Origin of the sequence: Streptomyces sp. ISL-11, from assembly GCF_018614525.1 — a bacterium.
GTDB lineage: Bacteria > Actinomycetota > Actinomycetes > Streptomycetales > Streptomycetaceae > Streptomyces.
This window is the reverse complement of record NZ_JAGGOL010000051.1, coordinates 1-24225: the sequence shown is the minus strand read 5'-3', so window position 1 is coordinate 24225 and position 24225 is coordinate 1. Positions and strand designations below refer to the sequence as shown.

Sequence of the window (24225 nt, the reverse complement as noted above, 5' to 3'; positions counted from 1 at the left end):
CATGCGCGTCCTCATAGCCGGGGCCGGCATCGCCGGCCTCACCACCGCGCTCACCCTCCACGCCGCGGGCATCGGGGCGGCCCTGATCGAGGGCTCCCGCGAACTCCGCCCCCTGGGCGTCGGCATCAACGTCCTCCCGCACGCCGTGCGGGAGCTCACCGACCTGGGTCTCGGCGACGACCTGGCCCGTATCGGCGTCGCCATCAGCGAGAACGTCTACTGCGACCAGTCGGGAACCACGCTTTTCACCAAGAAGCGCGGGCTCCCCGGGGGATACGACCGGCCGCAGTACGCCGTGCACCGCGGGCAGTTGCAGATGCTGCTGCTGTCCGCGGTGCGCGAGCGGCTCGGCCCGCACGCGGTCCGCACCGGCGCCCGGCTGACGGGGTTCACGCAGGACGCCGACACCGTACGGGCCCGGGTCGGCGGCACGGACATCGCGGCCGACGTGCTGATCGGCGCGGACGGCCTGCACTCGGCGGTACGGGCCCAACTGCACCCGGGCCAAGGGCCGCTGGCATGGTCCGGCGTACAGATGTGGCGCGGGGTGACCGAGGCCGGGCCCTTCCTCGGCGGCAGTTCGATGGTCATCGCGCGGGGCGAGGGCAGCGAGCCGAGCGAGCTCGTCGCCTACCCGATCGGCCCGAACCTGATCAACTGGGTGGCCCAGGTCCAGGTGGCCGAGCCCGGCCCGCTGCCCGGCGACGCCAACTGGAACCTCCCGGGCCGCCCGGAAGACATCCTGCGCCACATCGGCCACTGGGACCTCGGTCTGCTCGACGTCCCCTCCCTGATCACCAACAGCTCGATGATCCTCGAATACCCCATGGTCGACCGGGACCCCCTGCCGTCGTGGGGCACGGGCCGAGTCACCCTGCTGGGCGACGCCGCCCACCCCATGTATCCGCTCGGCGCGAACGGCGCGTCCCAGGCGATCGTCGACGCGCGCGTCCTGGCCGACGAGCTCGCGGCCGCCGGCCTGCCCCACGGCCTGGCCGCGTACGAGAAGGCGCGCCGCGAGGCGACGGCCGCCGTCATCGCCGTGAACCGCGAGATGCGACGCGGCGCGGACGCCCGTACCCCCGCCGAACTCGCCCGCATCACCGAGGACTACCGCCGCGCCACCGGCGCCGACCGCCGGCCCCGCCGGCCCTGAGGAGCAGCACCCATGGCAACCTTCGTCCTCGTCCCGGGCATGTGCCACGGCGCCTGGAGCTTCGAGACGCTCGTCGAGCCGCTGCGGCGGCACGGGCACCGCGTGTACGCCCTGACCCTGACCGGCGTCGCCGAGCGCGCCCACCTCCTGACCTCGACGGTGAACCTGGACACGCACATCCAGGACGTGGTCGGCGTCCTGGAGGCCGAGGCGATCGAGGACGCGGTGCTGGTCGGCCACAGCTACGGCGGCATGGTGATCACCGGCGTCGCGGACCGGGTGCCGCGGCGGGTGGACTCGCTCGTCTACCTCGACGCCCTCGTCCCCGAGGACGGCGACTCCGTCTTCGGCCTCGTCCCCGCCGAAGGCGACTGGTACCTGGGCGTGGGTGAGACCGGCTACGCGATACCGCCCCTGCCCTTCTTCGACCCGCGCGCGACGGATCACCCGCTGGCGTCGGCTCTTCAGCGCATCCGCCTCACCGGTGACCTCAGCCGCTTCCGGAGCAGGACCTATGTCTACGCGACGGAGTCGGAGTGGGAGGGCGGGTCCCCGTTCGCCTCGCTCTACGAGCGGTTGCGGAAGGACCCGCGGTGGTCGGTCCACGCCCTGGCCGGCAAGCACAACCTCATGCGGGACGTACCGGACGACCTAGTGAAGATCCTCCTGGTGACGGCGGGTGCCGGGCGCGGCGAGCTCGACGAATGAACGGACCAGGGGGTTGGCGTCGGCGGCGTGCCAGGCGACGATCAGGGGGCTCGGCGGCATGTCCGCCAGGGGGACGACGGTGAGGCCGTCGGGGGGCTCGTGGCCGAGCGGCGCCAGCCCGACGGTTCCGTTCCACAGCACCGCCCGGACGCATTCGTGGATCGTGCGCACCACGGGGCCCTCGCGCAGCGGTTCGCCGGGCTCGGTGCCGTTCCAGTAGGCACGCCAGACGGGGTCGGTGCCGTCGGGCAACCGGAACCACGTGCGGTCGTCGAGGTCGGCCAGGCGTACGAGGTCGCGCCCAGCGAGCGGATCGTCGGAGCGCAGGACCGCCCCGACGGGTTCGGAGCGGATGACGCGGGTGCTGATCCCGGTGTCGTCGAACGGCGCCCGGGTCACGGCGACGTCGACCAGGCCGGCGCGCAGTCCGGTGGTGGGGTCGGTGAAGTCGGCTTCCAGGACGCGGACTTCGACACCCGGATGGCGGCGGCGGAAGGCGGCCGCGAGGGACGTGCCGGCGCCGGCGCGCTCCACGCTGTCGCCGAGGGTGCCGATGGTGATGCTCGCGACGTCGGCCGCGGCGGCGACCCGGGCGCGCGCGTGATCGGCCTGTGCCAGCAGGGCGCGGGCTTCGTCGTACAGGACGGTTCCGGCCGCGGTCAACGTCACGCCGGCGGCCGAGCGGTGCAGCAGGGTGGCACCCAGATGCGCTTCCAGCTGCTTGATGGCACGGGTCAGTGGTGGCTGGGTCATGTGCAGCCGGGCGGCGGCGCGGCCGAAGTGGAGCTCCTCGGCGACGGCCACGAAGTAGCGCAGGAGGCGGAGGTCCATCGCCGGTCACGATACCCGGACGGTATCGGGCGTGTTCAACAGGTATTGGACGCCGGGGTCGACGCGGAGGTGAGGTGGGGGCAATCCGGTCCGGTGCGGTCCGGCGACGCGAGGAGCATGTGTCATGGCCGACTATCAGCAGCCCGACCCCGTGGTGCGGACCGCCGGTGCGCAGGAGCTCGCGCGCGACCTCGTGGTCGTGCCCAACCGGAACGTGCAACTGGTCCCGAACATCGGGGTCATCGGCGGGACGCACTCGGTGCTGGTGGTCGACACCGGCCTGGGGCCGGAGAACGCCGAGAGCGTGCTGGCCTTCGCCCGCGACTACGCCAAGGGGCGCGAGCTGTACCTGACATCCACCCACTTCCACCCCGAGCACGCCTTCGGCGCGCACGTCTTCGCCGGCGAGGCGACGTACCTCGTGAACAAGGCGCAGGCCGAGGACCTGGCCGTCAAGGGTGCCGGGTACCTCACGATGTTCGGCGGCCTCGGGACGACCCTCGCCAAGCGCTTGGAAGGCGCGCGGGTGCCCACGCCGGACGTCGTCTACGCGGAGTCGCACGACCTCGACCTCGGTGGCCGGGTGGTGCGTCTGCGGGCCGTCGGCCCCGCGCACAGCAAGGGCGACCAGGTGATCACCGTGCCCGACGCCGATGTGCTGTTCACCGGCGACCTGGCCGAGACCGGACAGTTCGCGATCTTCCCGTGGTTCCCGCCGCACGACACCGACGTGACCGGCCTCGGCTGGATCGAGGTCATGGCCCGGCTGGCGGCGGCCAGGCCGCGGACCGTGGTCCCGGGCCACGGCGACATCGGCGGAACGCGGGTGCTGGAGGACGTGCTCGGCTACCTGCGGGAGCTGCGCGACGAGACCTGGGCTCGCCGTGACTCGGCGATGAGCCAGGAGACGATCGTCGAGGAGGTACGAGCGGTGTTGATCGCGCGGCACCCCGAGTGGGCAGGCCGGGAGTGGATCGACACCGCCGTCGCGTGCCTGTGCGGCGAGCACATGACGTGAGCGAGGCTCCGGCCGTACGCCCTGGGCGCCAACCTGCCAAGCGGTTGGAAACAGGCCGGCCGCCTACCGTATTCGGTGCCCCAGCGCCGCGGCCTCCTCGGCGATCTTCGCGTAGTCCGCCGAGGGGTTGAGCACGCGGACGAGCTCCGGGGTCAGCGGTGCCCCGGAGAGGACGGCCGCCACCGCGTCCCCGTCGACGGGGCATTCGAAGTAGTCCTCGGCCCACTCCGCGTACGCATCGGCGCCGCCGTCGAGCACGAGCTCGAAGAGGAAGTCCGCCCCGTCGGACTCGCCGTCCTCGAACTCCACCGGCCCGCAGCGCCACCTGTCGTCCCCGGCCTCCCGCCAGGCGCACACCGTGGCGTCGAAGAAGCCGTCGAACTGGAACGCCGGCTCGGTGGCGTAGCGGGCGAGCGCCGGGGGCAGCCCGTCGAGCAGACCGGGCCAGTGGACGCGGTCGTCCTCGCGCCAGGGCGTGGCATCGCTTTCGTGGTCGAACCCGTAGAGGAACACCCCGGCCGGGTCGAAGACGATGGCGTAGAGATCACCGCCGCCGTTGTCCATCTCGGCCAGCGCCACCCCGTCCCCACCCCACGCGGGGTCGAAGCGGTATGTGCGAAAGCGCGTATCGAAAACCGCGTCGAGCACGGCGAGGGCCCGGCAGCGCTCCAGGAGCACCACCGGGTCGGGCAGTTGGGCCACGAGCTCCAGAACGGTCATGCGGACCATTGAACTCCCCACCACTGACAATGGCGCCGCGCGGCTGCCGATGACGCAGTGCGGCTGCCCTCCCTGCCGTACGTCGCCGTACGTCAGCGCTCGGCGGACTTGCGGCGACGGGCCGCGACGACCAGGCCCGCACCGGCGGCGACGGCCACGGCCGTGCCACCGATCGCCCAGTTGGCGTCGAAACCAGCGCCGGTCGTGGCGAGTTCGGTGCTGCCACCGGTGGGCTTCACGGCGGCGGTGGTGCCGCCGGCCTGGCCGGACTTCTGCTGGTCGGACGAGGTCGACTTGGTGCCCTTGTCGGTAGCCGGCTTGCCCTTGGCGTCCTTGTCGGTCGCCTTGTCGGCCTTCTTGTCGTCCTTCTTGTCGCTGGCGCCCTTGTCGCCCTTGTCCTTGGCGTCCTTGTCCTTGGCTGCCTTCGTTGCGGCGTCGTCCTTGGCCTTGGCCTCGTCGTACCCGGTCGACAGGAACTTACGGAGGTCATCGTCGGTACCGTCCAGCGCCGCCCTGGCCGCGGCCTTCACCGCGGGGCCGCCGGAGCTGTAGAGCTGGGAGGCACGAAGCCGGTCGTCCATCAGGCGGGCGATGTACTGGTCGGTCTCCAGGAAGCGGCGCAGGTCCTCGGCCGTGCCGTCCAGCGCCTTCCTGGCGGCTTCCTTCATCGTGGGGCCGCCCTTGTGGGCGATCTGGGTCACGCGCAACCGGTCGTCCGACAGGCGGGCGTCGTGCTGCCCGGTCTCCAGGAAGTACACGCGGTCCTTGGCGGAACCGTTGAGTGCGTCGTTCGCCGCTTCCACGAAGGTCGGGCCGTTGCTCTTGTCGCCGAGCATCTTGAGGATGGCGACTCGGTTGTCCTCGTCACGGGCGGCGTACTGGCCCTTTTCCAGGAAGTTGCGCACAGCGGCCGCGTCACCGTCGAGTGCCTTGTTCGCCTCCCTCCGGAGGCCCTTGCCGAGGCCGGCGTCGGCCAGCATCTTCGCAATGGCGACCCGGTCTTCTTCTTCCTGCGAGCCCCTCTTGGGAGACTTCGTCTCGGGCTCAGCCTTGTCGGGCGTCGACGCGGCGGGCCCCGTCGAGGCGGCGTCGGCGGCGAAGGCCGGGGAGGAGAGAAGAACGGCAGGTGCCATCGCGACAGCCGCCACGATGGCCGAGACACGAGCCAGTTTCACGCGCAATACCCACTTATTGGAGACAATCATTTAACTTCGCCCATATGCTACGCATGATTCATGGCTGGAACCTCAGGACGAAGGCGTCGGCCCCTCGATGTACCGGCTGATCCACTGGATCGGCCCCAGGCCCAGGTTCGGCGCGTACGTGGCCCCGTCGTGCTTTCCGCCCTCGATCGGGCGCAGGTATGTGTGGATCGGCCCCTTGTCGTACTGCGCCATGAAGTCCTTGACGCCCTTCATGGTCGCCGCCCTTTCCCTCGTGCCGACCTGAAAGGCCATGTAGACGTCCGGGCCCCCGGCGGCGATCAGCCGCTTGGCCAGCACCGACGGGGTGTTCTCCCGCTGCTCCTGCTCATGGCCCCGCCAGAGCAGGGAATCCGGGACGAAATCCGGCCCGTTCGCGATGACGGCCTTGAACTTGTCCGGGTGTTTCAACACGGCCTTCACGCCCGCGAATCCACCGGTGGACGAGCCCATGAATGCCCAGCCGTCCCGCGACGTGAGCGTCCGGAAATTCTGCCTCATGAGGTCCGGGACGTCCTCGGTCAGCCACGTGCCCATCTTCGGTTGCCCCGGGATGTCACTGCCGTCCCAGTACCTGCCGTCGGTGTCCGGACCGGGATTCAGCACCGGCATGGCCAGGAGGAACGGCTTGCTCTTTCCCTCCTCGTACCACTTGGCCATGTTCTCCTCGAACGCGAACCCCGCCCACCAGTAATTGGAGTCGAAGCCGGGGCCACCCGGCAGGGCGATCATCACGGGGAAGCCGCTCTTGGCGAACTTCGGTTCGTCCGTGTATTCCTTGGGTGCCCAGACCCACACCTTGCCCCTGAACCCGGATTTCTTCCCGTCCAGGGTGACGACGCTGACGTGCGTGCCGTCGTCCAGGGTCCTGGCGTTCCTGAAGTCGGCGACCGGCCCGGTCGGCATCAGAACCCTGGGGTCCCCGCCGCTCCGCGTGCCACCGGCGGTCCGGTCGGGTTCGACCCCGCCATAGGTGACCGGGTCGCCCTTGTCGGTGAACGGGGGTATCTCGTAGTGGATCAACACGGGCCAGGCGATCAGTCCGAGCGCGACGACGGACGCCACCGCGATGATCCACCGCTTGGCTGCCGAGTGGCTGCCTGCTGAACGCGTCATCGCTCACTCCGGGTGATTCCGATGGCAGGGCCGGACACCCCCGCGTACCCGATAGAAGTAATAAAACTCCCATGAACAGGCAAATAATCCGATACCGCACATTCCGCCCAGGTACGCAACCGGACGCACCAACAACCGTCAACGGCACGTTGACCGCACCGAACTTCGCACGCCAGAACGGGTGTTGAAGGCCCGCGCGGGTCGGTGGGCTTGCGATACGGTGGCCGGGATTCGGCTGCTTCGTAACGAAACGAAGCGGCCCTCGACGGTGCTGCGAACACCGGTCGAGGGCCTACACCCGACAAAGGTCTCAGGAGGACCTCAGGATGCTCCGGCATGCTATCGCCCCCGCGCGATTCTTCTCCCAAGTACCGAACGAGATCATTCGCCATCCGCGGCTGTCGGCGGAGGCCGTACGGCTGCTGCTGTGGCAGCTGTCCCTGCCGGAGGAAGTGCGCACCCCACTGCACGTAACGGCGACGCAGGCGGCCATCAAGAAGACGGCGTTCATCCGCGCGAAGCGGGAGCTGATGGCGGAGGGCTACGTGCACGAATGGCGCCGCCAGGGCACGGACGGCCGGTGGATGACGACGCAGCTGGTGTCGAACGTTCCCCTGTCGGCGGAGGAGGCCACGGCCTTACGCGACCCCGCCGCACCGAGGGCCGTGAAACCGGCCGTCGGTGAACCGACGGGTCGGGCGGTCGGCCGTCACCCAGACAACACTGAAGAGAACACTGACGACCCTCCCTCCCAGCCCTCCGGAATCCCGCAGCCGTTGATCGAGCGGGGTGGGCTGGTCCTGGCCTCGGTCTCGCACCGCGAACGAAGGCTCCGGCTGACCGGCAGGGACGTACAGCAACTGGCCGCCCTGGCGGGTGAATGGCTGCTGCGGGGCGCGACGGTCAAGGAAATCCGCGAGGCCCTGACGGACGGCCTCCCGGACCGCGTCCACTCCCCGGCGGCCCTGGCCCGCAACCGCCTCACCCGCAAGATGCCGGACGCTCCGCGGTTCGGCGCGGACGCGCCTGGGGTACGGCCGTTGCGGCCGTGCGACGGAGGGTGCGAGCGGGTGTTCCGCCCACTGGCGGAAGAGACGAGCTGCCGGGATTGCCGGGTGGAAGCGGCGACCGGAAGGAGCCGCCGGCGCGGTGCCCCCGCTATCCCTCGGACACCACCGACGCCGAGTGGGCTCTGATCGAACCTCTGCTGCCGGTGCCGGCCTGCGAGACGCCCGGAGGCGGGCGGCCGGAGAAGCACCCCGTCGCGAGGTCGTCGACGCCATCCGCTACGTCGTGGACACCGGCTGCAAATGGAGGGCCTTGCCTGCGGACTTCCCTCCCTGGCGCACGGTCTGGGGGTTCATGCAACATCACGTGGGCTGCCATCACCCTGATGACCCGCCGCCTGGCTCGCACCGGCCCCCGCACTGCGTGGACGAAGAAGACCACGGCATAAACCGCGCGCGAGGCGTGAGACGACGTGGTTATTCCCGTCGCCACACCGGACTTCGCGCCCTGAGAGGCTGGCGGACGGGGCTCTGCCGTGTCAGCGGATGACAGCTTTGGTGCGCATGAGGAACTCTGCGAGGAAGGCGTCGTGCGGCATGGCCGGGGTGCTGAGGTGGGTGGGGTGCGGACCGATGTGAACACCGCTGATGGTGGGTTCGCCGACCAGGGCGTCGATGAGGGTCTCGTCCTGGGTGAGGGCGGTGAGCGCGAGGGTGTGGCGCAGGGGTGTGAGGCCGGCTTCGCGGGTCCAGGGGGTGACCCAGACGCAGGGGAAGGGCATCTCCAGGCCGGCGCGTTCGTCGCCGGGGTGGTCGAGCTGGTGGACGGCGGGGCGCAGGACGGCGCTGCCGTCGCCGAGGTCGGCCAGGACGCCGTCCTTGCCGAGCCAGGTGGTGGCGCCGGCGGCGTGGTCGAGGAGGTGTTTGTTCAGGGCGTGGGCAGTGGCCAGGGGCTGGGCGGGCAGGACGGCGCGTTCGTCGTGCGGGGGCAGGACGGGCAGGGCGGCGAGGTGTTCGGCGAGGGCTTGGGCGACGGGGGTGGGGTCGCCTTCGACGAGGACGGCGGTGGCGTTGACGCAGGCGGTGCCCGCTTCGTGGCCGACCGACGCGACGAGGGTGTCGATCCAGGGCGTCCAGTCCGTGTCGGCGGTGATGAGGATCTTGGAGCGGCCCGGTCCCTGGGGCAGGACGAGCGGGTTGCCGGCGTAGGCGCGGAGCGTTTCGGTGCTGCCGTAGACCGTGGCGAGGTCGGCGTGGGTGAGGATGCGGTCGGCGGTGTGGTGGTCGGTGGGCAGCAGCACGACGTGGTCGGGGCCGAAGCCGGCCTCGCGCAGGGCGGTGATCAGCCGGTGGGCGGTCAGGGGTTCGCGCTGCGAGGGGCGTACGGCGACGCGGAAGCCCAGGGCGAGGGCTTGCAGCCACTGGGCGTGGACGGCGGGGTGGTTGCCCGCGGCCAGGACGGCGAAGACCTCACCCCGGCGGCACCACACGGCGCACCCGGCACGAGTCGCGGGGTCGCGCCAGTGATCGACCGCGCTGTGGGGGCGGGCCTGCCGGACGGCGCGGTGGGCGTCGGCGGCCGCGCGGGCGATGGTGTCGGCGGCGCGGCGGACCACCGACAGGGGGAGCCCCGAGACGCGGCTGACCAGGTGCTGGTAGGCGGCGGGCGGCAGCCCGGCGACGGTGGCGGTGGCGAACGCCTGCCCGGCGCGGGCGAGCGCGGCCACCCGGTCATCCACCGGCATCTCTTCGGCCCGGCGCAAGGCCGCCAGGGCCCGGCTGACGAACAGCTCGGGCACCAGGCTGAGTTCGGCGGCCGGCCGGCCTGTCACCTCCTCGACGGTGACCCGGCGGCGGGCCCGGAAAGGCCCCGTCGGGCCGAGCGCGTCCAGAGCGACGATGCCGGGGGGAGCGCCGCTCACCTCAGTACACCCCTTCGGTGACCTTCTCGCCCTGGAAGACGGCCACCGGCGCGACGTCGGCGACCGCGTCACCGCACTCCCCGTGGCGCGGCGCGATCCGGGTGGCCTCGTCCCGTTCGAGATTGTTGGGCAGCAGCGCCGACTTCGTGACGTGGTGCATCACGACCTGGCCGCGCTCGCCCAGGGCGACGCGCCGGCCGGTGGCCGCGTCCACCACCCAGTAGGTGATGAAGGGTGCCAAGGTGTCGAAGACGCACGGCTCGTCATCTGCCAGACCGGGCCGTTCGTCGGCCGATCCCAGGGCCATCGTGCTGCCGTAGTTGCCGATCAGCTTCACCTGCGGGAAGACCTCGGTGCGCAGCAGGTGGCGAGTGTCGGGGTCCATGTGCGCGCCGCCCCAGATGATCGTGTGGATCTTCTCATTGATCAGATGGGCGAGGTCCTCTCGGGCGGCCAACCGCTGGAGCATGGGCGGGGTGGTCATCAGCATGCCGACGTCCTGGCTGCGGACGATGTGGACGGCCTGGTCGATCACGTGCTCGGCGTAGGCGTCGACCTCGTCCGCCCGCCCCTGGGCGGCCAGGTGCTTCGCCCAGCGGGGGTCCATGTCGACGGTGAAGACCACCGAGCCGGTCAGGGTGGCCAGGCGCTGGGTGAACGGGCCGGCCAGGTGCGGGCCGGAGGGCATGAGCAGCAGCCAGTTCCCCCGCAGCTGCACCTGGTGCTCGGCCAGGCTCGACTGCCACAGCGACACGTTGCGCACCAGCCAGTCCTCCAGCAGAACCACCCGTTTGGGCGCACCCGTGGTCCCGCCGCTCTCGTACACCCCGACCGGTCGGGCCTCTTCGGCGTACCCGCGGGGGATCAGATCCTCCACGCGAACGTGCCGCAGCTCGTTGACCACGTTCGGGAACAGTGCCAGGTCATCGAAGGACTTCACATCGGCAAGCGGATCGAAGCCCAGCGTGCGGGCCCGGCCCAGCCAGAACGGCGAACCCGTGCGCGGACCGAAATGCCACTGCATGGCGGCCCGGATGAACTCGTCAGGATCCCGCAGATCCTCGAAACAGTCCATGGTCCACCACCTCCGCCCCGAGCCGACGATGTTCTCCTCGCCACGCTACGGCCGCTTCCGCCACGCCGCCACCACACTGATCGCGCCCGGATCGCTGGCATGCCGTGGATCGAAAACACTCACGTACTGGCGCCGCACCACCCGGTCAAAAGGTCAGATCGTCCGACACCTACAGCTGCCGCACTCCAGGACGCCACGCGAACAGCAGTCCACGGTCCGGCTCATGCGTACACGTCACTTCCTCGCTCCCGCCGCCCTGGCGCTGCTGCTCACCGGCGCGGTGGGAGCCAGTGCCCGCGCCGCCGCACCCACCCACGCCCGTGACGGCATCGTCTCCGCGCGCAGGAGTGCCGCAGCGGCGGCGGGCGCGTCTCAGACGAAAGCGGGATCCCAAGGTGTGTCGGCGGGACGCACGACGGCGCGTACGTCATCTTCTGACCCTCGTGCCCGGCCTGACACACCGCCGACCTCGCATGCCGGGCACCGGGCGAGACACCCGGTTGCTCTTCCCAATGAATTCGGCCGGCCCGGCGCGCTCGATCACCCCGCTCACCAGCCCGCCACCGCAGCGACTGCACCTCAACGATGCCATCTACTACCCGTCGCGGTGCCGGGTGAGGGCCGGAGCAGGCCGCGGGGCCGAACGGAGCGGTGCTCGCCGCTTGTTCGGCAGTCAGGCTTCGCGTTTCGCGCCGCTTTCTGTGCAGGGGAGCTGGGCGTGCCGGTAGGTGGCGGTGTAGTGCCGGCTCATGTTGTCCTCCAGCGCGGTCAGGGCGGTGGGTTTGATCTGGATGATGCCGCTGAACGGACGTTCGACGTCGCGGATGGCGAGCAGGACGCAGGTGAGGAGGGCCGTGAGGACGACGAGAGCGGCGGTGACCGTGATGCTCTTGGCTGTGGGCAGGCACAGGCCCAGGAGGACGACCAGGACGGAGAGGGTGGCCAGGAGCAGCCAGTAGACCGGGCTGGGGATCGCTGGGGTCGATTCCGCCACCCGGGTCTGGCGCGCCTGGTCACGGTCTTGGTCGGCGGAGATGAGCTGGCTGAGTGGGGCACTCTTGACGTCCATGCTCAGCAGCGCGGTGTGGAAATCGCTGGCCCATGCATCGGGAGTGGGTGAACCGTGACCGTCGGCCATGGCCGGCCATTCCGCGGAGCGGACCGCGCGCACGTAGCAGGTGATGTCGCCCTGTAGCCGTCGCCGGGGCGCGGTGGGAGCGAAGTCGGCGGCCTTGTACATGTGATCGAGAGTCTGGGCCTCCTGCCGCACGGCTTCCTCCGCCTTGCCGTTGGAGCCCGAGGCCATGACCAGGACCTAGGCCAGCACGAAGACGGTCAGTGCCTGCAAAGGCAGGACGAAGTCGCGGATGGTCAGAGTCGGGGTCTCCAACGCCGCCAGCTGCCTGCGCAGCACCCAGCCCGGCCATTCCGTCTCGTACCTGTATATGCCGAGTTGATCCCGTGTCTCAGGAGCATCCTGCCGAGAGGGCCCGGGTGGCAGTGGTTGATCACACCATGGGCGTAAGAAGACCATCAGGCGCACTGTCGCGGACGGGTCAGCCCGGGTGCGACGCAGGTTCCGGCGGACTGGCAGGTGCCGGTGCGGATGCGGCGGCGGAGCTGGTCACGGATGGAGGCCACCACCCCGGCGCGGGCCCTGAGACGTAGTAGATAAGTGGACCACGGTGGGAAGTCCGCTGGTAGCGCGCGCCATTTCGCCCCGTTGTCCACGCCGGGACTGCCGGGTGGAGTCGGCGGCTGAACGACGGGAGGACGAACGAGGCTTGCTGATGCCCCGACCGGCATACTGGGACGGACGGGAGCAAAGGTAGCGGTGCGGCTCGGCCATAGCGGCCTTTACGCACAGTCACCACTCACATGCGGGTCGTGTTCACGAGTGATTCACTGGCGGTATGCCTTTCGCACGCTACGGCGCACTCTCGGGAACCCTCTACCGTCACTACCGCGACCGGCCGGACGATCAGGGACGCTGGTTCCACCTCCACATCGAGGTGGACGCGCCCGACGGGCGTTACCACTGCGCCATCGACGTCGACAGCCACAAGTCCAACGTGGGAGTGCAGTGGAAGCTGTTCACCCTGGACGCCGGTGATCTCGGGCCGGCCGCCGCCCTCGCCCCCGGCTACCACGACCTCGCGTCCGCGCCGGACTCCGGGGCCCTGGACTTCCTGCGCCACCCGGCGCTGCTGGACCGGTCCGGCGTCCTGTTCCAGCGCCGCCCACCGTCCTGGCTGCAGGAACTCCTCGACCTGTTCGGCTCGCGACCGTGGCATGCCGGATCCAACGCCGACGCCGCTACCGCGTTGGAGCCGATCCTGGTGCCGGGGCGGCGCACCCTCGTCTTCGGCGAGCCGTTCCTCGACGATCCCGAGGGGGATCTCGGCATGCACAACGTCCACCAGAATCAGGGCGACCCGGTCGGTTCCCAGTGGTGGGCGGAGAACGGGATCTGGCAGGACGGCGCGACGCTCACCCAGCGCTCCGACGGCCGGTACGACGTATTCCTGAGCAAGTTCTCGAGCCAGGCCGGCCACACGGACGGCGCGGGGCACCCCGTCGCGTGAACGCCTGGCGGCACCGGGGCCCCGCCGTCGAGGGGCGGCCGGGAGCGCCCGGTCGACGGCCTACCCGGTGCGGGTACGCCGTCGACCGGGCGGCGCCGGCTCAGAGCAGCGCGTGCGGGTACTGCTCGGCGCGGTGCTGGAAGGCCAGGACCGCGGGGTTCTGGACGGTGCCACCGCGGATCTCGATCGCCCGGCGGATCGTGCCGTCACCGTCCCAGCCGGCCGGTCCTTCGAGGACCGGCCGCAGGAACGGGATCAGCGCCTCGCTGTTCTCCCAGGTGGCCGCGTCCCACAGGTAGGAGGGGCTGTGGTCCACGCCGTAGTAGTGGACGTGGTCGCCGACGGTGAACATCGGGTCGTTGAAGGTGGTCGGCCGGGCCCAGGCGAAGCCCATGCCCTCGTCGCAGGAGACGTCGATGACGAGGGTGCCGGGCGCGAGCTTCGGCAGGTCCTCGTTTATCAAGAACATCAGCGGCGCCGCGGTGTCCTGGAGCACGCAGTTGACAATGATGTCGTGCCCGGCGAGGAAATCGGCCAGCGGCTCCGGGCCGTCCTCGGTGAGCGCGACGCTGCGCCGCGGGTCGAGGGTGTCGTCGGCCACGTCGTGGTCGAATTGCACGATCCGCGCCGAGTGGATCGGTGAGCTGACGGCGGTGACGCCGCGGGCAGTCAGCACGTCCACTTCGTGAACGCCCAGCGCGTTGAGAGCGGTGACCGCGCCGCGGGCGGTGGCGCCGAAGCCGATCACCACCGCACGCCGCCGGCGCCCGTAGTCACCGGTCGCACCGGTCAGCTGCATGGCATGCAGCACCGACGAGTAGCCGGCCAGCTCGTTGTTCTTGTGGAAGACGTGCAGGTTGAAGGAACCCTCGCGGGTCCAGTGGTTCATCGCCTCGAAGGCGATCACGGTGAGCTTGCGGTCGATGGCGGCCTGCGTGACCTTCTCGTCCTGCACGCAGTGCGGCCATCCCCACAGCACCTGCCCTTCCCGCAGCTCCGCCAGATCCTCGTGCAGCGGTTTGGCCAGCAGGATGACGTCACACTCCGCGATCAGCTCCTGGCGTGAGCGGAAACCGGCGACCAGCGGTGCGAGCTGACTGTCCGAGACACCGAAGTGCTCTCCGTAACCGGTCTGCAGATAGATGCTGGGGCGGAGGTCGGCGGCGATGCGTTCGAAGTGCGCTGGGTGGATCGGCAGACGGTGTTCGTTCTCTTTGCGGGTCTGCGACATGATTCCGAGCTTGAGCTGCTGCAAAAGGCCCCTTTGATTGCTCTCTGTTTAGCACACCCTCGGAGTGCGGGGACCCGGACCGGCAGCGCTCCTCCGGGCCGGGCGCCCTGATGACGCCCGAACCCGGACCCCCGCTGAAGCCGCCGGCGCCATCGCGACCACCACCGGCGCCATGTACACCAGGGGAAACGGGACGTGGCCGTACGAACGGGCCCGGACAGACCTTTACGCCGCCCGGCCCAAGTCGCCGAGGTGAGGCGTGACGTGCGCAGCACCCCCCGCGTTGGCCAGGCGCATTCGTCGTCGGCGTCACCGACCCTCCGGAGTCCGCTGTGAAGAAGCCCTGCCTCCGCGTCCTCACCCTCGCCGTGGTGTCACTGGGAGCGCTCGCGCCCTCGCAGGCGCCGAGCCCGCTGCGCGCCGGCACCCCGGTCACCCTCTGCCTGACCGACGCGTCCGCCGCCGCCCTGCGCGCGGCGCGGATCGAGCTGGCGGCCGTCGCACCCGCCACCCTGGTCAGCGAGAACGGCCACCCCTGCGTGCGGACGGCCCTGGCGACCGGGCGGATCGACCCGGACCTCTCCGGTCCGGCCCCGGCGGCGGGCGGCGGCTTCGCCTTCCACCGTGGTCAGCAGCGGGCCACGTTCGAGGACCTGGCCGGCGCGGCCACACCCGACCGGACCTTGGTCACCTCGGCCGTTCACCACGGTCGGCGGATCGACGTCTTCTCCTCGCCCTCGGCCCAGCTGAAGCTCTTCCTGACCAAGGTGAGCGCCGCGGACATCCCGATGAACCTCACCCGGACCGGCGCGGCCGCCCTCGCGAAAGACTTCACCACCAGCCCGCTGCCCGCGAACAGCACGGTCTTCACGGGCACTGCCGACTTCGACGTCCTGAACCAGGTGGCCGACCTGCTGAGCGGCGAATAACCGACGAATAACCGACGGCCTACGCCGCCCGCGACAACTCCGGGTCCTCCCGCAGCTTGCCCAGCGCCCGCGACACCGCGCTCTTCACCGTGCCGACCGAGACGCCGAGCAGCTCCGCGGTCTGTACCTCGGTGAGGTCCTCGTAATACCTGAGGACGACCATGGCCCGCTGGCGGGCCGGCAGCCTCAGGACCGCCCGCCACATCGCGTCGCGCAGCGCCTGCGACTCCGCGGGGTCAGCCGCGGCCGTCGCCTCGCGCTCGGGGAGCTCCTCGCAGGGGAACTCGTCGACCCTCCGCTTCCGCCACTGCGACGTGCGCGTATTGACCAGGGCGCGGCGTACGTAGCCGTCCAGCGCCCGGTGGTCCTCTATGCGCTCCCACGCCAGGTACGTCTTGGTGAGCGCCGTCTGCAGCAGGTCCTCGGCGTCGCACGGGTTCGAGGTCAGGGAGCGGGCGGTGCGCTGCAGCACCGGACCGCGTGCCCGTACGTACGAGGAGAACGACGGGTACACGGCGGTGGATGCGCTGGTGCACACGGACGTGGTCATGCCTTAACGCTAGGAGCGCGCCCCTGCCCGCCGGATCGGCCGCAAGTGCCGAAGAACCGTCCGCCTCAGGTCGTACAGGTGAGGTTGTCCCCACCTCCTGAAGGGGGAGGGTGCTCAGGGGGACCCCTACCCAAGGCTCTGGCCGACGGCATGCCGCACCGGAGGCGGAGAGAGGCGACGAGGGGGCGTACGGGCGAGCCCGCACGCCCCCGGCGTCATCAGTCGATGATCGCCACAGGCGCGTCGACGAGGTTGCGGTCGATGGTCAGCCGCTCCCCGCCGTGCGTCTCGGTGACATTGCCGCGGTACTGGTGGATGCGGCGGTGCGGCTGCCAGGCGGTGCGGGCGAGCGACGGCTCGTCGTCGGTGGAGGGGTCGACCTGCCAGCGGGCGAACCACAGCACGTCGGGCAGGCTCGACGTGCCCGAGCGCCGGGCGCGCTCCATGTGGCGCACGCCGGAGCTCGCGCTGCTGTAGAAGCCGGCGAGGTAACCGTGGCGGCGCACCGTCGAGTCCCAGCCGCGGATGAAGGACAGCGTCGTACGGGCGCAGTCGGAGTCGCTCTGGTCGTACGCCTCCATGTCGAGGTAGAGCGGGCTGCGGGAGACGATGCCCATCGCGGCGGCGCGGTCCACGGCCTCCCGGCCCTCGTCCTGACCCTGCCCGTACGGGTCGTCGTCCTCGATGAGGTAGCCCCGCTTGGAGTCCGAGCCGACGCACGGCGACTGCGAACCGACGTAGATCGGCAGGAACTTCCAGCCGAGGGCGCGGGCGCCGGTCAGCCAGGAGGCACTGAGGTGGTGCTGGTGGGAGCAGGCGCGGGCCCGGCCGGCGAAGTAGACCCCGATGGCGCGGTAGTCGGAGTCCCGCCACGCGCGCATGGTGGACAGCGGCGGCGCCTGGCAGGCGTCGATGCCCCATCCCTTGAAGATGGAGGCTCCCTCGGCCCTGGGGTCGGGGTCCCGCCGGCCGCCGGCTGTCGCGGGCGACGTCCCGGTGGTCAGCTGGGCCGCAGCGACCATCAGGGCGACGAAATATCCGATGATCTTCCTTCGTCGGTCCATACGCAGAGTGAACGGCTCCCCCGACCCGGCGTCTCCGCTGACACGCCCTCGGTTCATCCGTCTGCCCCGAGAAGGAGCCCGGACGTGGGAACTCCGCTCCCGGCGGTCACCAGGACCCGCGCCGCGCCGGTGATCTGGTTGACGGAGGTGCCGCGGACCTGCCGCACGGCCTCGGCGATGCCGTTCATCCCGTGCAGGTACGCCTCGCCGAGCTGGCCGCCGTGGGTGTTCAGCGGCAGCGCGCCGGCGGCGACGAAGTCCCCGCCCTCGCCGGGCCCGCAGAAGCCGAACTCCTCCAGCTGCATCAGGACGAACGGGGTGAAGTGGTCGTAGAGGATGGCCACGTCGATCTCTTCCGGGGTCAGGCCGCCACTGCGCCACAGCTGCCGGGCGACCACTCCCATCTCGGGCAGGCCGGTCAGGTCGTCCCGGTAGAAGCTGGTCATCTGCTCCTGCGCCCGTCCCGCGCCCTGGGCGGCGGCGACGATCACGGCCGGCGGGTGCGGGAGTGTACGGGCCCGGTCGAGGGAGGTGACGACGACGGCCTGCCCGCCGTCCGTCTCCTGGCAGCAGTCGAGCAGCCGCAGCGGCTCGGCGATCCAGCGGGACGCGGCGTGGTCGGCGAGGGTGATCGGCCTGCCGTGGAAGTACGCGGCCGGGTTCACCGCCGCGTGCCGGCGGTCGGTGACGGCGACGTGCCCGAAGACCTCGGGCGTCAGACCGTACGTGTGGAGGTAGCGGCGGGCGGCCATCGCCACCCAGGACGCGGGCGTGAGCAGCCCGAAGGGCAGTGCCCAGCCGAGCGCCACGCCCTCCGTCGAGGGCTCGCGCCGGCGCACGCCCGCGCCGAAGCGCCGGCCGGAGCGCTCGTTGAAGGCGCGGTAGCAGACGACGACCTCGGCGAGGCCGCTCGCGACGGCGAGCGCGGCCTGCTGCACGGTGGCGCAGGCGGCGCCGCCTCCGTAGTGGACGCGCGAGAAGAAGGTCAGCTCACCGATGCCGGCCGCCTGGGCGACGGTGATCTCGGGGCTGGTGTCCATGGTGAAGGTGACCAGGCCGTCGACGTCGGAGGGCGCGAGCCCGGCGTCCGCGAGGGCGGCCCGTACGGCCTCGGCCGCCAGGGCGAGCTCGCTGCGCCCGGAGTCCTTGGTGAACTCGGTCGCCCCGATGCCGACGACGGCCGCGGCGCCGCCGAGGGTGTCGGGGCGGCGGGCGCTCATCCGGCGGTGGCGGAGTCGGGGGCAGGCGTCGGGCCCGGAACAGTGACGATGACCGTGCCGGTGACGTGGCGGCCGAGGCCGTTGGCGCCGCGAACGGCGACCTCCGCCTCCACGGGGACACCGTGGGAGTCGTGGGCGTGATCGCTCACGGAAACGATCCTTCCGGTCAATGTCAGGACGTCGCCTGGATAGTTCGGCACACCCAGCCGTATCGAAACCTTCAGGAGCGTCGCCTCCGGGCCGAAATAGTCGGTGATGTACCGGCCCACCAGACCATTGGTGGTGAGGATGTTCATGAAGATGTCGGGAGAGCCCTTGGCGCGGGCCGCTTCCACGTCGTGGTGCACGTCCTGGTAGTCGCGGGAGGCGATGGCACCCGCGACGACGAGCGTACGAGTGACGGGGATGGTCAGCGCGGGAAGTTCGTCGCCGGCCCTCATCCCGCGGCCCCGTCCGGGAGCGCCCGGAATACGGGGATCTCCAGATCCGCGTCCACCCGTACGAACTCCAGCGCGACCGCCATCCCGATCCGTACGCGCTCGGCCGCCGCGCCCGTGATGTTGCTGATCATCCGCACCCCTTCGGCGAGTTCGACGAGCCCGACCGCGTAAGGGGGATCGAGGCCGGGAGCGGGCGGGTGGTGCACGATCACGTACGAGAAGACGGTCCCGGCACCGGACGCCTCGACGGTGCTCCACTCCGGCGAACCGCACCGGCCGCAGCCCGGCAGCCAGGGGAAACGGAGCGCGGCGCAGGCGTCGCAGCGCTGGATGAGCAGCCGGTGCGCGGCGACGCCCTCCCAGAAGCCGGCGTTGTCGCGGTTGACGACGGGGCGGGGACGGTCGGTACGGACAGCGGCGGGGACGGGTCCGGGTGCGGGCGCGTAGGTGAGGACGCGGAAGCGGTGCGTCCCGACGAGCCGCCCGTTCACCCGCACCTCGGTCCGCGTCGTGATGAAGTGCCCGGCGCCGAGCCTGGTGGTCTTGCGCGGCGATACGGACTCGATGACGGTGTCGAAGGTGGGGAGGTCGCCGGGGCGGAGGGGGCGCGGGTATTCCTGCTCGCAGTCGGTGGCGACGATGGCGGTGTACCCGGCACGGCGGAGCATCTCGAACAGCTGCTCGTAGGCGGTGGAACGGGCGCGCCCGCGCCCGGAGAGTCCGCCCATGAGCCATGCCTGGAGCATGGTGGGCGGGGCGATGGCGTCGTCGCCGGTGTAGGCGGGGTTGGCGTCGCCCATGGCTTCGCACCAGTGCCTGATCATGGGCGAGTTGACGGGGTCCTTCGCCCGGCCGGAGACGGTGGCGGGCCGGCCTTCGAAGGTCTTGAGCAAGGGGTGGAGGTCGTCGTCGCGGGGGGCGTCGCTCATGCTCGCGCTCACGCGACCTGACTGTCCGTCAGGTCAGGGTGACTGTCAAGCGGTCCGACCCGGCCCGCCCCGGACATGGCTGCGCGGCGGCACCGGAGTGCCGCCGCGCACCATCACCAGACCCATTTCGGATTCACCCAGTCACGTATCACCACCATCCCCAGAGGCGGCTACCAGAGCTCGGTGAAGGAGACGGCGACGTTCTCCTGCTGAATCTCGGTGTCCTCGGAACCGACGACACTCGCCGTATTGTTCTGGTTCGATGCTCCGGTGCCCACGGCCTGCTGCTGGCCCGTGGTGGAGGCGCCTTCGTTGGGGCCGGCGACACCGCTCCCGATGATGCCCGCGGCGGCGGCATTGGAACCGCGGTTGGCCACCTGGTTGCCATTCCCGTCGTCGGCCGAGGCCACGCCGGAGAACAGCAGGGCCGCCATCGGAAGTGCGGCCACAGCAGCCAGGACGCGGGCCGTGCGGGTGCTTGCCATGTCAATTCCTCCAGAACACAGAACGGAACTACCGCCAACTGCCGGGAGGCTGGCCCACCGCCCGGCGATCTTCACGACGTCGCGCTCCAAGAATTGCCCACCGAATCCCCACCGAACCACCTGCCTCTCCCCATTCCCTCGCAAGCATGACCACTCCCGAATAAACCCCCACCTCGCACCCAACCTCCGACGCCTCGCCTCCCAGGGCACCCTGGGGCAGCTCGCGATCCAGCAGCCCCGTGCGGAGAACCGTTCCGGCCGCGTTTCGGCCAAATCCAGCCCGTCCGGCGCGTGAGGACAACGAGCGCCGGACGCCGCGCGGGCGCCTAGTACTCCAGCCGTACTTCTCCATTAGTGCTGGTCAGCGGCTTGGGTGTGGGGAGTGTAGCGGGGTGGGTCGGTGTGCGGGGCGGTCTTGGCGGACCGTCCCGCGAAGGTGTGACCGCGCCGCATGTAGTGACAGTGGATCGAGCAGTCCGCAGATGTGATCGATGATGTGCCCACGAGTGCCTGGGGCCGTGAACTTGAGAACCTGTTCCTGCGGGCCGGAGCCTGCTTCGCCAGGGTGGAACCCCGGCGCCGGATGCGCGACTACGTGCGCGGGCTGCTGGGTCCGGTAGGTCGCAAGGACGGCTGGCAACTCGCCGAGTATGCCGGGCATGCCACCCCAGACGGGTTGCAGCACCTCCTGTCCCGCAGTCGCTGGGAAGCGGACCGCCTCCGCGACGATCTGCAGTTCTATGCGGCAGAACAACTCGACGCATCGAAGGGCGTGTTGATCATCGATGACACCGGCTTCGTCAAGAAGGGCACCACCTCAGCCGGAGTGCAGCGTCAATATTCTGGAACGGCGGGCCGCACGGAAAATTGCCAGATCGGTGTCTTCGCCGCTTATGCCACCAGCCGCGGTCACGCACTGGTCGACCGCGAGCTCTACCTGCCCAAGTCCTGGACTGAGGATCGCGAACGCTGCCGGGCGGCCCAGGTTCCCGACCAGCGCGACTTCACGACCAAGAACGACCTCGCCCGCTCCATGATCCTGCGAGCCATGCGCTCCCCGCTGGTCTTCTCCTGGGTCACCGCAGATTCCGCTTATGGCCAGGACTCCCGCTTTCGCCGCTTCCTGGAGGACGCCGGCCTCTCCTACGTCGTGGCGGTGCCCAAGTCGCAGCAGGTCCACGGGCCGCGCATCGACTACCTCATCGGACAGGCCCCGCCCGAGGCATGGCAACGTCTGTCCTGCGGAGACGGCGCGAAAGGACCACGGCTCTACGACTGGGCGGCAGCCCGGCTGCCGGCCGTCTGGGAATTCGACGGCGACGAGCCCACGCGGCAACGCTGGATGCTCGCCCGCCGCAGCATCACCCGCCCCGCGGAGATCGCCTACTACCTGGCCAGTGCCCCGTTGGATGCCACCGTGGCCGACCTGGCCCGCATCGCGGGCTGCCGCTGGAAGATCGAGGAGTGCTTCCAGAGCGCGAAGAACGAGTGCGGCCTGGACCAGTACGAAGTCCGCCGCTACGTCGGCTGGTACCGGCACATCACTCTCGTCATGCTCGCGCACATCTTTCTCGCGGCGATGGCCGTCCAGGCACGCGAAAAAGGGGTGATGCGGCTGACACGCCCGACCTCGTGGACCTCACCCCGGCAGAAGTACGCCGCCTGCTGGCAGTTGAACCCCAACGTCGTCCTGCACGACGCGACTACGCAATCAGGTGGTCGCACTGGAGACGCCGTCACCAAGCACGCGCCCGACACTGTCACTACATGCGGCGCGGTCACACCTTCGCGGGACGGTCCGCCAAGACCGCCCCGCACACCGACCCACCCCGCTACACTTCCCACACCCAAGCCGCTGACCAGCACTAATGGAGAAGTACGGCTGGAGTACTAGCACGCTGTCCCCCACGGCACCCCGCGCCTGAACCGGTCGGCCCGGCGGACGCCAAGCCGCCGGGCTCCGCCCCCTGGAGAAGCAATGCGACTTTCCTGGCCCAACCTCACCTGGCACAAGGCCAGCTGGCCCGCCCGCACCTACCACGCCAAGACTGCCGACGGCTCGTACACCTACACGATCGACCACGACGGAACCCGCTGGACCCTCCGCGCCTGGTGCAACCGCACGCCCGTCCGCCTCGGCTACCCGACCGCCCGAACCGCCGCCCGACTCCACAACCTCGCCCTCGCGGGATAGCCCGCGAGAGCACGCGAAGCACCTCAGCCTGCTCAAACAGCCCCTTCCGGGACACCGATTAGGTCGAGGTTGGCGTCGACGCGCCAAGCGCTGCGGACGCTGCGGGAGAGGTTGGAGATGTTCTGGGTGAGCTCGGAGACGCTGAGGATGACGGTGTCGAGGGGGAGGACGTCGGGGACGCCGGGGAGGTCAACAGCGGCGGCGGGTGGAGCGAGGGTGAGGGGGATGATGACGGCACAGGCGGCGGTGATGAGCAGCCTGCTCCAACCGGTGCGGACACGTTCGGCCATGGTGCTCCTCCTTACGCGTTGTCGGTTCAGCGTGACGCGCGGAAGGCGATCGTCAACAGGGTGCGGAACGGGGCGCTCAGGGCACACCACCGACCCGGGATGCCCCCACAACCCTGGATACCCTCATTGGCGCTGTTTGATATGGAGCGTCACTGTAACGATGACCTGCTCACCGCCCGCGTAGGGCGTCGGGGTGAGTAGTCCGTCGCCGGGGCCGGACGCTTCACTGCGGCCGTCCAGCTCACCCCGCATACCAGTCGGACGGCCTGTCGAGGCGACAGCGCCATGGCGCTGCGGCGTGGACAACGGCGAGAGCCTGACCGAGGCCCTGCGACGCGAGGTCGCCGAGGAGACTCAGACACACGTTGTCACGGCCTGCGGCAACGCGCCAACTGTCGGCGACTACATCAAGGGAGGACACCACCTCGGAACAAAACTAGGCACTGTCTGGCGGGTCAGGGGCGGAGCCACAGCCAGATCGCGGCGACGGTCACAGTGCCATGGAAGATGTAGGCCCTCTTGTCGTAACGCGCTGGGATCGCCTGGACGACGCCATAGCCGTCCACGGCCACGGCGGCGCAACCCGGACCGTCTGGGCGGACACCGATCCGGACACCACCCGGACCACTCCGGACACCGCAGGCACCGCCCCGTCCGAAACCGCTGCGACCAGCACGGACACCATCCGGACACCGCCTGCAGAGCCCCCCGCGCTCGGCCAAGCCTGGATCGCCGAGCGTGCCGAGCTCCTCCGCACCATCGACGCCCTACGCCGCGAGACCGACAGTCAACGCCGCCATATCCAGCTCCTCCTCGGCGGCGACCGTGCCCGGTGACCCCGCCCCCCTCTGCCTCTGCGGCCACCGCAGGGACAGGCACAACTCCCCGGCCGCCACGGGCGGCGTGCAATGCCGCTCCTGCCCAATCGACGACGAGGGCAGATGGCGCCACCTCTACACCCCCGACCACCACCCCGCGGCCGCCAGCACCGCCTGCTACGCCGCCAATTGCGCCGCCGCCCACCACCTGGAGCAGATACGAGCCCTAGGGACTGTCCGATGGGTCGTGGTGGGCTCATGGGGCGCGTCCTAGCTCGCGCAGTCACGGCGTGGCAAAATTCGCGACAGGCCGTCATTTTTCCGTTTCAGAGGGGTGGGCACATGCCCGAGGAGAAGCAGCCGTTCGAGATCATTGACGTGAGCGAGCCGAAACCCGAGGACGTGGGCACGCTGAGCCTGCGCTACGTGGACGGGGTGCCCACGCTCGTCGTCAGCGGCGGCGAAGCCGTTCCGGTTTCTCTCACGGTCGTCAACGACTCCGGCGCCCCTGTAGCGGCCTACGTGGCGGGCCCTGCGGTGAAGGCAAGGTCCATGAGCGTCGATCTCGACGCGAGCTTTTACATCGCCGACACCAGCAACCACCGCGTGCGCTGACTCGCGCGTGACCCGCCCCGGCACGAGCCGACCCCAAGCCCGTGCCGGGGTGGAGGTCTGTACAGGGTGGGCCTAGTACTCCAGCCGTACTTCTCCATTAAACGATGTCCCGTAAGGGGC

Annotated in this window: 24 protein-coding genes and 2 pseudogenes; 11 read left to right on the top strand and 15 right to left on the bottom strand. The window is 70.2% G+C overall.

From position 1 onward, the window contains the following. The first annotated feature begins 1 nt into the window (after position 1). Positions 2-1156 carry an FAD-dependent monooxygenase gene (locus J7E86_RS12845; protein ID WP_215081748.1) on the top strand — a complete coding sequence of 385 codons (1155 nt, stop codon included), beginning with the start codon at positions 2-4 and terminating at the stop codon, positions 1154-1156. A gap of 12 nt (positions 1157-1168) precedes the next feature. Beyond that, positions 1169-1864 (top strand): alpha/beta fold hydrolase, encoded by a 696-nt coding sequence (locus J7E86_RS12840; protein WP_215081747.1) that lies wholly within the window; start codon positions 1169-1171, stop codon positions 1862-1864. Here the strand turns inward: J7E86_RS12840 and J7E86_RS12835 are convergent. Next, positions 1808-2695: a LysR family transcriptional regulator gene (locus tag J7E86_RS12835; RefSeq protein WP_215081746.1), complete on the bottom strand. Its 888-nt coding sequence runs from the start codon at positions 2693-2695 to the stop codon at positions 1808-1810. The genes J7E86_RS12840 and J7E86_RS12835 overlap by 57 nt on opposite strands. Before the next feature lie 124 nt (positions 2696-2819). On the opposite strand from J7E86_RS12835, the gene J7E86_RS12830 reads away from it, so the two are divergent. Then, on the top strand, positions 2820-3713 hold the full coding sequence (locus J7E86_RS12830) for an MBL fold metallo-hydrolase (RefSeq protein WP_215081745.1): 894 nt from the start codon (positions 2820-2822) through the stop codon (positions 3711-3713). Positions 3714-3776: 63 nt separating this feature from the next. On the opposite strand, the gene J7E86_RS12825 is transcribed toward J7E86_RS12830, so the two are convergent. The 3 genes from J7E86_RS12825 to J7E86_RS12815 all read right to left on the bottom strand — a co-directional run bounded on the left by J7E86_RS12825 (position 3777) and on the right by J7E86_RS12815 (position 6751). Then, positions 3777-4433: a hypothetical protein gene (locus J7E86_RS12825; RefSeq protein ID WP_215081744.1), complete on the bottom strand. Its 657-nt coding sequence runs from the start codon at positions 4431-4433 to the stop codon at positions 3777-3779. Between the two features lie 92 nt (positions 4434-4525). After that, the gene (locus tag J7E86_RS12820; RefSeq protein ID WP_215081743.1) at positions 4526-5608 is read right to left on the bottom strand and encodes an ALF repeat-containing protein; all 1083 of its coding nucleotides are present in this window, start codon (positions 5606-5608) and stop codon (positions 4526-4528) included. 72 nt (positions 5609-5680) lie between these two features. Further along, positions 5681-6751 (bottom strand): esterase family protein, encoded by a 1071-nt coding sequence (locus J7E86_RS12815; RefSeq protein ID WP_215081742.1) that lies wholly within the window; start codon positions 6749-6751, stop codon positions 5681-5683. A 326-nt stretch (positions 6752-7077) separates the two neighbouring features. On the opposite strand from J7E86_RS12815, the gene J7E86_RS12810 reads away from it, so the two are divergent. Both J7E86_RS12810 and J7E86_RS12805 read left to right on the top strand, forming a co-directional pair. Next, the gene (locus tag J7E86_RS12810; protein ID WP_215081741.1) at positions 7078-7947 is read left to right on the top strand and encodes a hypothetical protein; all 870 of its coding nucleotides are present in this window, start codon (positions 7078-7080) and stop codon (positions 7945-7947) included. After that, positions 7899-8113: pseudogene (locus J7E86_RS12805) on the top strand (transposase); the annotation flags it as partial. The gene J7E86_RS12810 and the pseudogene J7E86_RS12805, both read left to right, overlap by 49 nt. Positions 8114-8297: 184 nt before the next feature. Here J7E86_RS12805 and J7E86_RS12800 read toward each other — a convergent pair. From J7E86_RS12800 to J7E86_RS12790, 3 genes are all read right to left on the bottom strand, one after another. Further along, positions 8298-9680 (bottom strand): aldehyde dehydrogenase family protein, encoded by a 1383-nt coding sequence (locus tag J7E86_RS12800; RefSeq protein WP_308312572.1) that lies wholly within the window; start codon positions 9678-9680, stop codon positions 8298-8300. A gap of 1 nt (position 9681) precedes the next feature. After that, positions 9682-10755, bottom strand: a complete 1074-nt coding sequence (locus J7E86_RS12795) for an AMP-binding protein (RefSeq protein ID WP_215081740.1) — start codon at positions 10753-10755, stop codon at positions 9682-9684. A gap of 673 nt (positions 10756-11428) precedes the next feature. Further along, positions 11429-12061, bottom strand: a complete 633-nt coding sequence (locus tag J7E86_RS12790) for a DUF4239 domain-containing protein (RefSeq protein WP_215081739.1) — start codon at positions 12059-12061, stop codon at positions 11429-11431. Positions 12062-12668: 607 nt separating this feature from the next. Here J7E86_RS12790 and J7E86_RS12785 point away from each other — a divergent pair. Next, positions 12669-13340, top strand: coding sequence for a DUF2278 family protein (locus tag J7E86_RS12785; RefSeq protein ID WP_215081738.1), 672 nt, complete (start codon positions 12669-12671; stop codon positions 13338-13340). A gap of 100 nt (positions 13341-13440) precedes the next feature. Here the strand turns inward: J7E86_RS12785 and J7E86_RS12780 are convergent, their stop codons facing one another. After that, positions 13441-14571, bottom strand: a complete 1131-nt coding sequence (locus tag J7E86_RS12780; RefSeq protein ID WP_374223794.1) for a N(5)-(carboxyethyl)ornithine synthase — start codon at positions 14569-14571, stop codon at positions 13441-13443. Positions 14572-14903: 332 nt separating this feature from the next. On the opposite strand from J7E86_RS12780, the gene J7E86_RS12775 reads away from it, so the two are divergent. After that, on the top strand, positions 14904-15500 hold the full coding sequence (locus tag J7E86_RS12775; RefSeq protein WP_215081736.1) for a hypothetical protein: 597 nt from the start codon (positions 14904-14906) through the stop codon (positions 15498-15500). A gap of 19 nt (positions 15501-15519) precedes the next feature. Here the strand turns inward: J7E86_RS12775 and J7E86_RS12770 are convergent, their stop codons facing one another. From J7E86_RS12770 to J7E86_RS12745, 6 genes are all read right to left on the bottom strand, one after another. After that, the gene (locus J7E86_RS12770) at positions 15520-16050 is read right to left on the bottom strand and encodes a SigE family RNA polymerase sigma factor (protein WP_215081735.1); all 531 of its coding nucleotides are present in this window, start codon (positions 16048-16050) and stop codon (positions 15520-15522) included. A 218-nt stretch (positions 16051-16268) separates the two neighbouring features. Then, complete coding sequence (locus tag J7E86_RS12765) at positions 16269-17114, bottom strand: glycoside hydrolase domain-containing protein (protein ID WP_251019060.1); 846 nt, start codon at positions 17112-17114, stop codon at positions 16269-16271. A gap of 53 nt (positions 17115-17167) precedes the next feature. Then, the gene (locus tag J7E86_RS12760; protein WP_215081734.1) at positions 17168-18334 is read right to left on the bottom strand and encodes a lipid-transfer protein; all 1167 of its coding nucleotides are present in this window, start codon (positions 18332-18334) and stop codon (positions 17168-17170) included. After that, positions 18331-18774, bottom strand: a complete 444-nt coding sequence (locus J7E86_RS12755; protein WP_215081733.1) for a MaoC/PaaZ C-terminal domain-containing protein — start codon at positions 18772-18774, stop codon at positions 18331-18333. Before J7E86_RS12755 ends, J7E86_RS12760 begins: the two co-directional genes overlap by 4 nt. Then, positions 18771-19703 (bottom strand): bifunctional MaoC family dehydratase N-terminal/OB-fold nucleic acid binding domain-containing protein, encoded by a 933-nt coding sequence (locus J7E86_RS12750; RefSeq protein WP_215081732.1) that lies wholly within the window; start codon positions 19701-19703, stop codon positions 18771-18773. Before J7E86_RS12750 ends, J7E86_RS12755 begins: the two co-directional genes overlap by 4 nt. A 170-nt stretch (positions 19704-19873) precedes the next feature. Continuing rightward, positions 19874-20188, bottom strand: coding sequence for a hypothetical protein (locus tag J7E86_RS12745; protein WP_215081731.1), 315 nt, complete (start codon positions 20186-20188; stop codon positions 19874-19876). A 496-nt stretch (positions 20189-20684) separates the two neighbouring features. On the opposite strand from J7E86_RS12745, the pseudogene J7E86_RS12740 reads away from it, so the two are divergent. Next, positions 20685-21782: pseudogene (locus tag J7E86_RS12740) on the top strand (IS701 family transposase); the annotation flags it as partial. A gap of 384 nt (positions 21783-22166) precedes the next feature. Next, entirely contained in the window at positions 22167-22382 is a 216-nt protein-coding gene (locus J7E86_RS12735) for a hypothetical protein (protein WP_215081730.1), read from the top strand. A gap of 32 nt (positions 22383-22414) precedes the next feature. Here the strand turns inward: J7E86_RS12735 and J7E86_RS12730 are convergent, their stop codons facing one another. Continuing rightward, positions 22415-22672, bottom strand: coding sequence for a hypothetical protein (locus J7E86_RS12730; protein WP_215081729.1), 258 nt, complete (start codon positions 22670-22672; stop codon positions 22415-22417). 500 nt (positions 22673-23172) lie between these two features. Here J7E86_RS12730 and J7E86_RS12725 point away from each other — a divergent pair, with 500 nt between their 5' ends. After that, the gene (locus tag J7E86_RS12725) at positions 23173-23508 is read left to right on the top strand and encodes a hypothetical protein (protein ID WP_215081771.1); all 336 of its coding nucleotides are present in this window, start codon (positions 23173-23175) and stop codon (positions 23506-23508) included. 324 nt (positions 23509-23832) lie between these two features. Further along, the gene (locus J7E86_RS12720) at positions 23833-24105 is read left to right on the top strand and encodes a hypothetical protein (protein ID WP_215081728.1); all 273 of its coding nucleotides are present in this window, start codon (positions 23833-23835) and stop codon (positions 24103-24105) included. Positions 24106-24225: the final 120 nt, after the last annotated feature.

Bases quoted from the DNA above. Each gene is read 5' to 3' on its own strand.
- J7E86_RS12730 (WP_215081729.1), bottom strand. From the start codon at position 22,672: ATGGCCGAACGTGTCCGCACCGGTTGGAGCAGGCTGCTCATCACCGCC.
- J7E86_RS12750 (WP_215081732.1), bottom strand. From the start codon at position 19,703: ATGAGCGACGCCCCCCGCGACGACGACCTCCACCCCTTGCTCAAGACC.
- J7E86_RS12815 (WP_215081742.1), bottom strand. From the start codon at position 6,751: ATGACGCGTTCAGCAGGCAGCCACTCGGCAGCCAAGCGGTGGATCATC.
- J7E86_RS12720 (WP_215081728.1), top strand. From the start codon at position 23,833: ATGCCCGAGGAGAAGCAGCCGTTCGAGATCATTGACGTGAGCGAGCCG.
- J7E86_RS12825 (WP_215081744.1), bottom strand. From the start codon at position 4,433: ATGACCGTTCTGGAGCTCGTGGCCCAACTGCCCGACCCGGTGGTGCTC.
- J7E86_RS12755 (WP_215081733.1), bottom strand. From the start codon at position 18,774: ATGAGGGCCGGCGACGAACTTCCCGCGCTGACCATCCCCGTCACTCGT.
- J7E86_RS12735 (WP_215081730.1), top strand. From the start codon at position 22,167: ATGCGACTTTCCTGGCCCAACCTCACCTGGCACAAGGCCAGCTGGCCC.
- J7E86_RS12830 (WP_215081745.1), top strand. From the start codon at position 2,820: ATGGCCGACTATCAGCAGCCCGACCCCGTGGTGCGGACCGCCGGTGCG.
- J7E86_RS12840 (WP_215081747.1), top strand. From the start codon at position 1,169: ATGGCAACCTTCGTCCTCGTCCCGGGCATGTGCCACGGCGCCTGGAGC.
- J7E86_RS12780 (WP_374223794.1), bottom strand. From the start codon at position 14,571: ATGTCGCAGACCCGCAAAGAGAACGAACACCGTCTGCCGATCCACCCA.
- J7E86_RS12790 (WP_215081739.1), bottom strand. From the start codon at position 12,061: ATGGCCTCGGGCTCCAACGGCAAGGCGGAGGAAGCCGTGCGGCAGGAG.
- J7E86_RS12725 (WP_215081771.1), top strand. From the start codon at position 23,173: ATGGAAGATGTAGGCCCTCTTGTCGTAACGCGCTGGGATCGCCTGGAC.
- J7E86_RS12845 (WP_215081748.1), top strand. From the start codon at position 2: ATGCGCGTCCTCATAGCCGGGGCCGGCATCGCCGGCCTCACCACCGCG.
- J7E86_RS12785 (WP_215081738.1), top strand. From the start codon at position 12,669: ATGCCTTTCGCACGCTACGGCGCACTCTCGGGAACCCTCTACCGTCAC.
- J7E86_RS12765 (WP_251019060.1), bottom strand. From the start codon at position 17,114: ATGGACCGACGAAGGAAGATCATCGGATATTTCGTCGCCCTGATGGTC.
- J7E86_RS12810 (WP_215081741.1), top strand. From the start codon at position 7,078: ATGCTCCGGCATGCTATCGCCCCCGCGCGATTCTTCTCCCAAGTACCG.
- J7E86_RS12760 (WP_215081734.1), bottom strand. From the start codon at position 18,334: ATGAGCGCCCGCCGCCCCGACACCCTCGGCGGCGCCGCGGCCGTCGTC.
- J7E86_RS12835 (WP_215081746.1), bottom strand. From the start codon at position 2,695: ATGGACCTCCGCCTCCTGCGCTACTTCGTGGCCGTCGCCGAGGAGCTC.
- J7E86_RS12795 (WP_215081740.1), bottom strand. From the start codon at position 10,755: ATGGACTGTTTCGAGGATCTGCGGGATCCTGACGAGTTCATCCGGGCC.
- J7E86_RS12770 (WP_215081735.1), bottom strand. From the start codon at position 16,050: ATGACCACGTCCGTGTGCACCAGCGCATCCACCGCCGTGTACCCGTCG.
- J7E86_RS12745 (WP_215081731.1), bottom strand. From the start codon at position 20,188: ATGGCAAGCACCCGCACGGCCCGCGTCCTGGCTGCTGTGGCCGCACTT.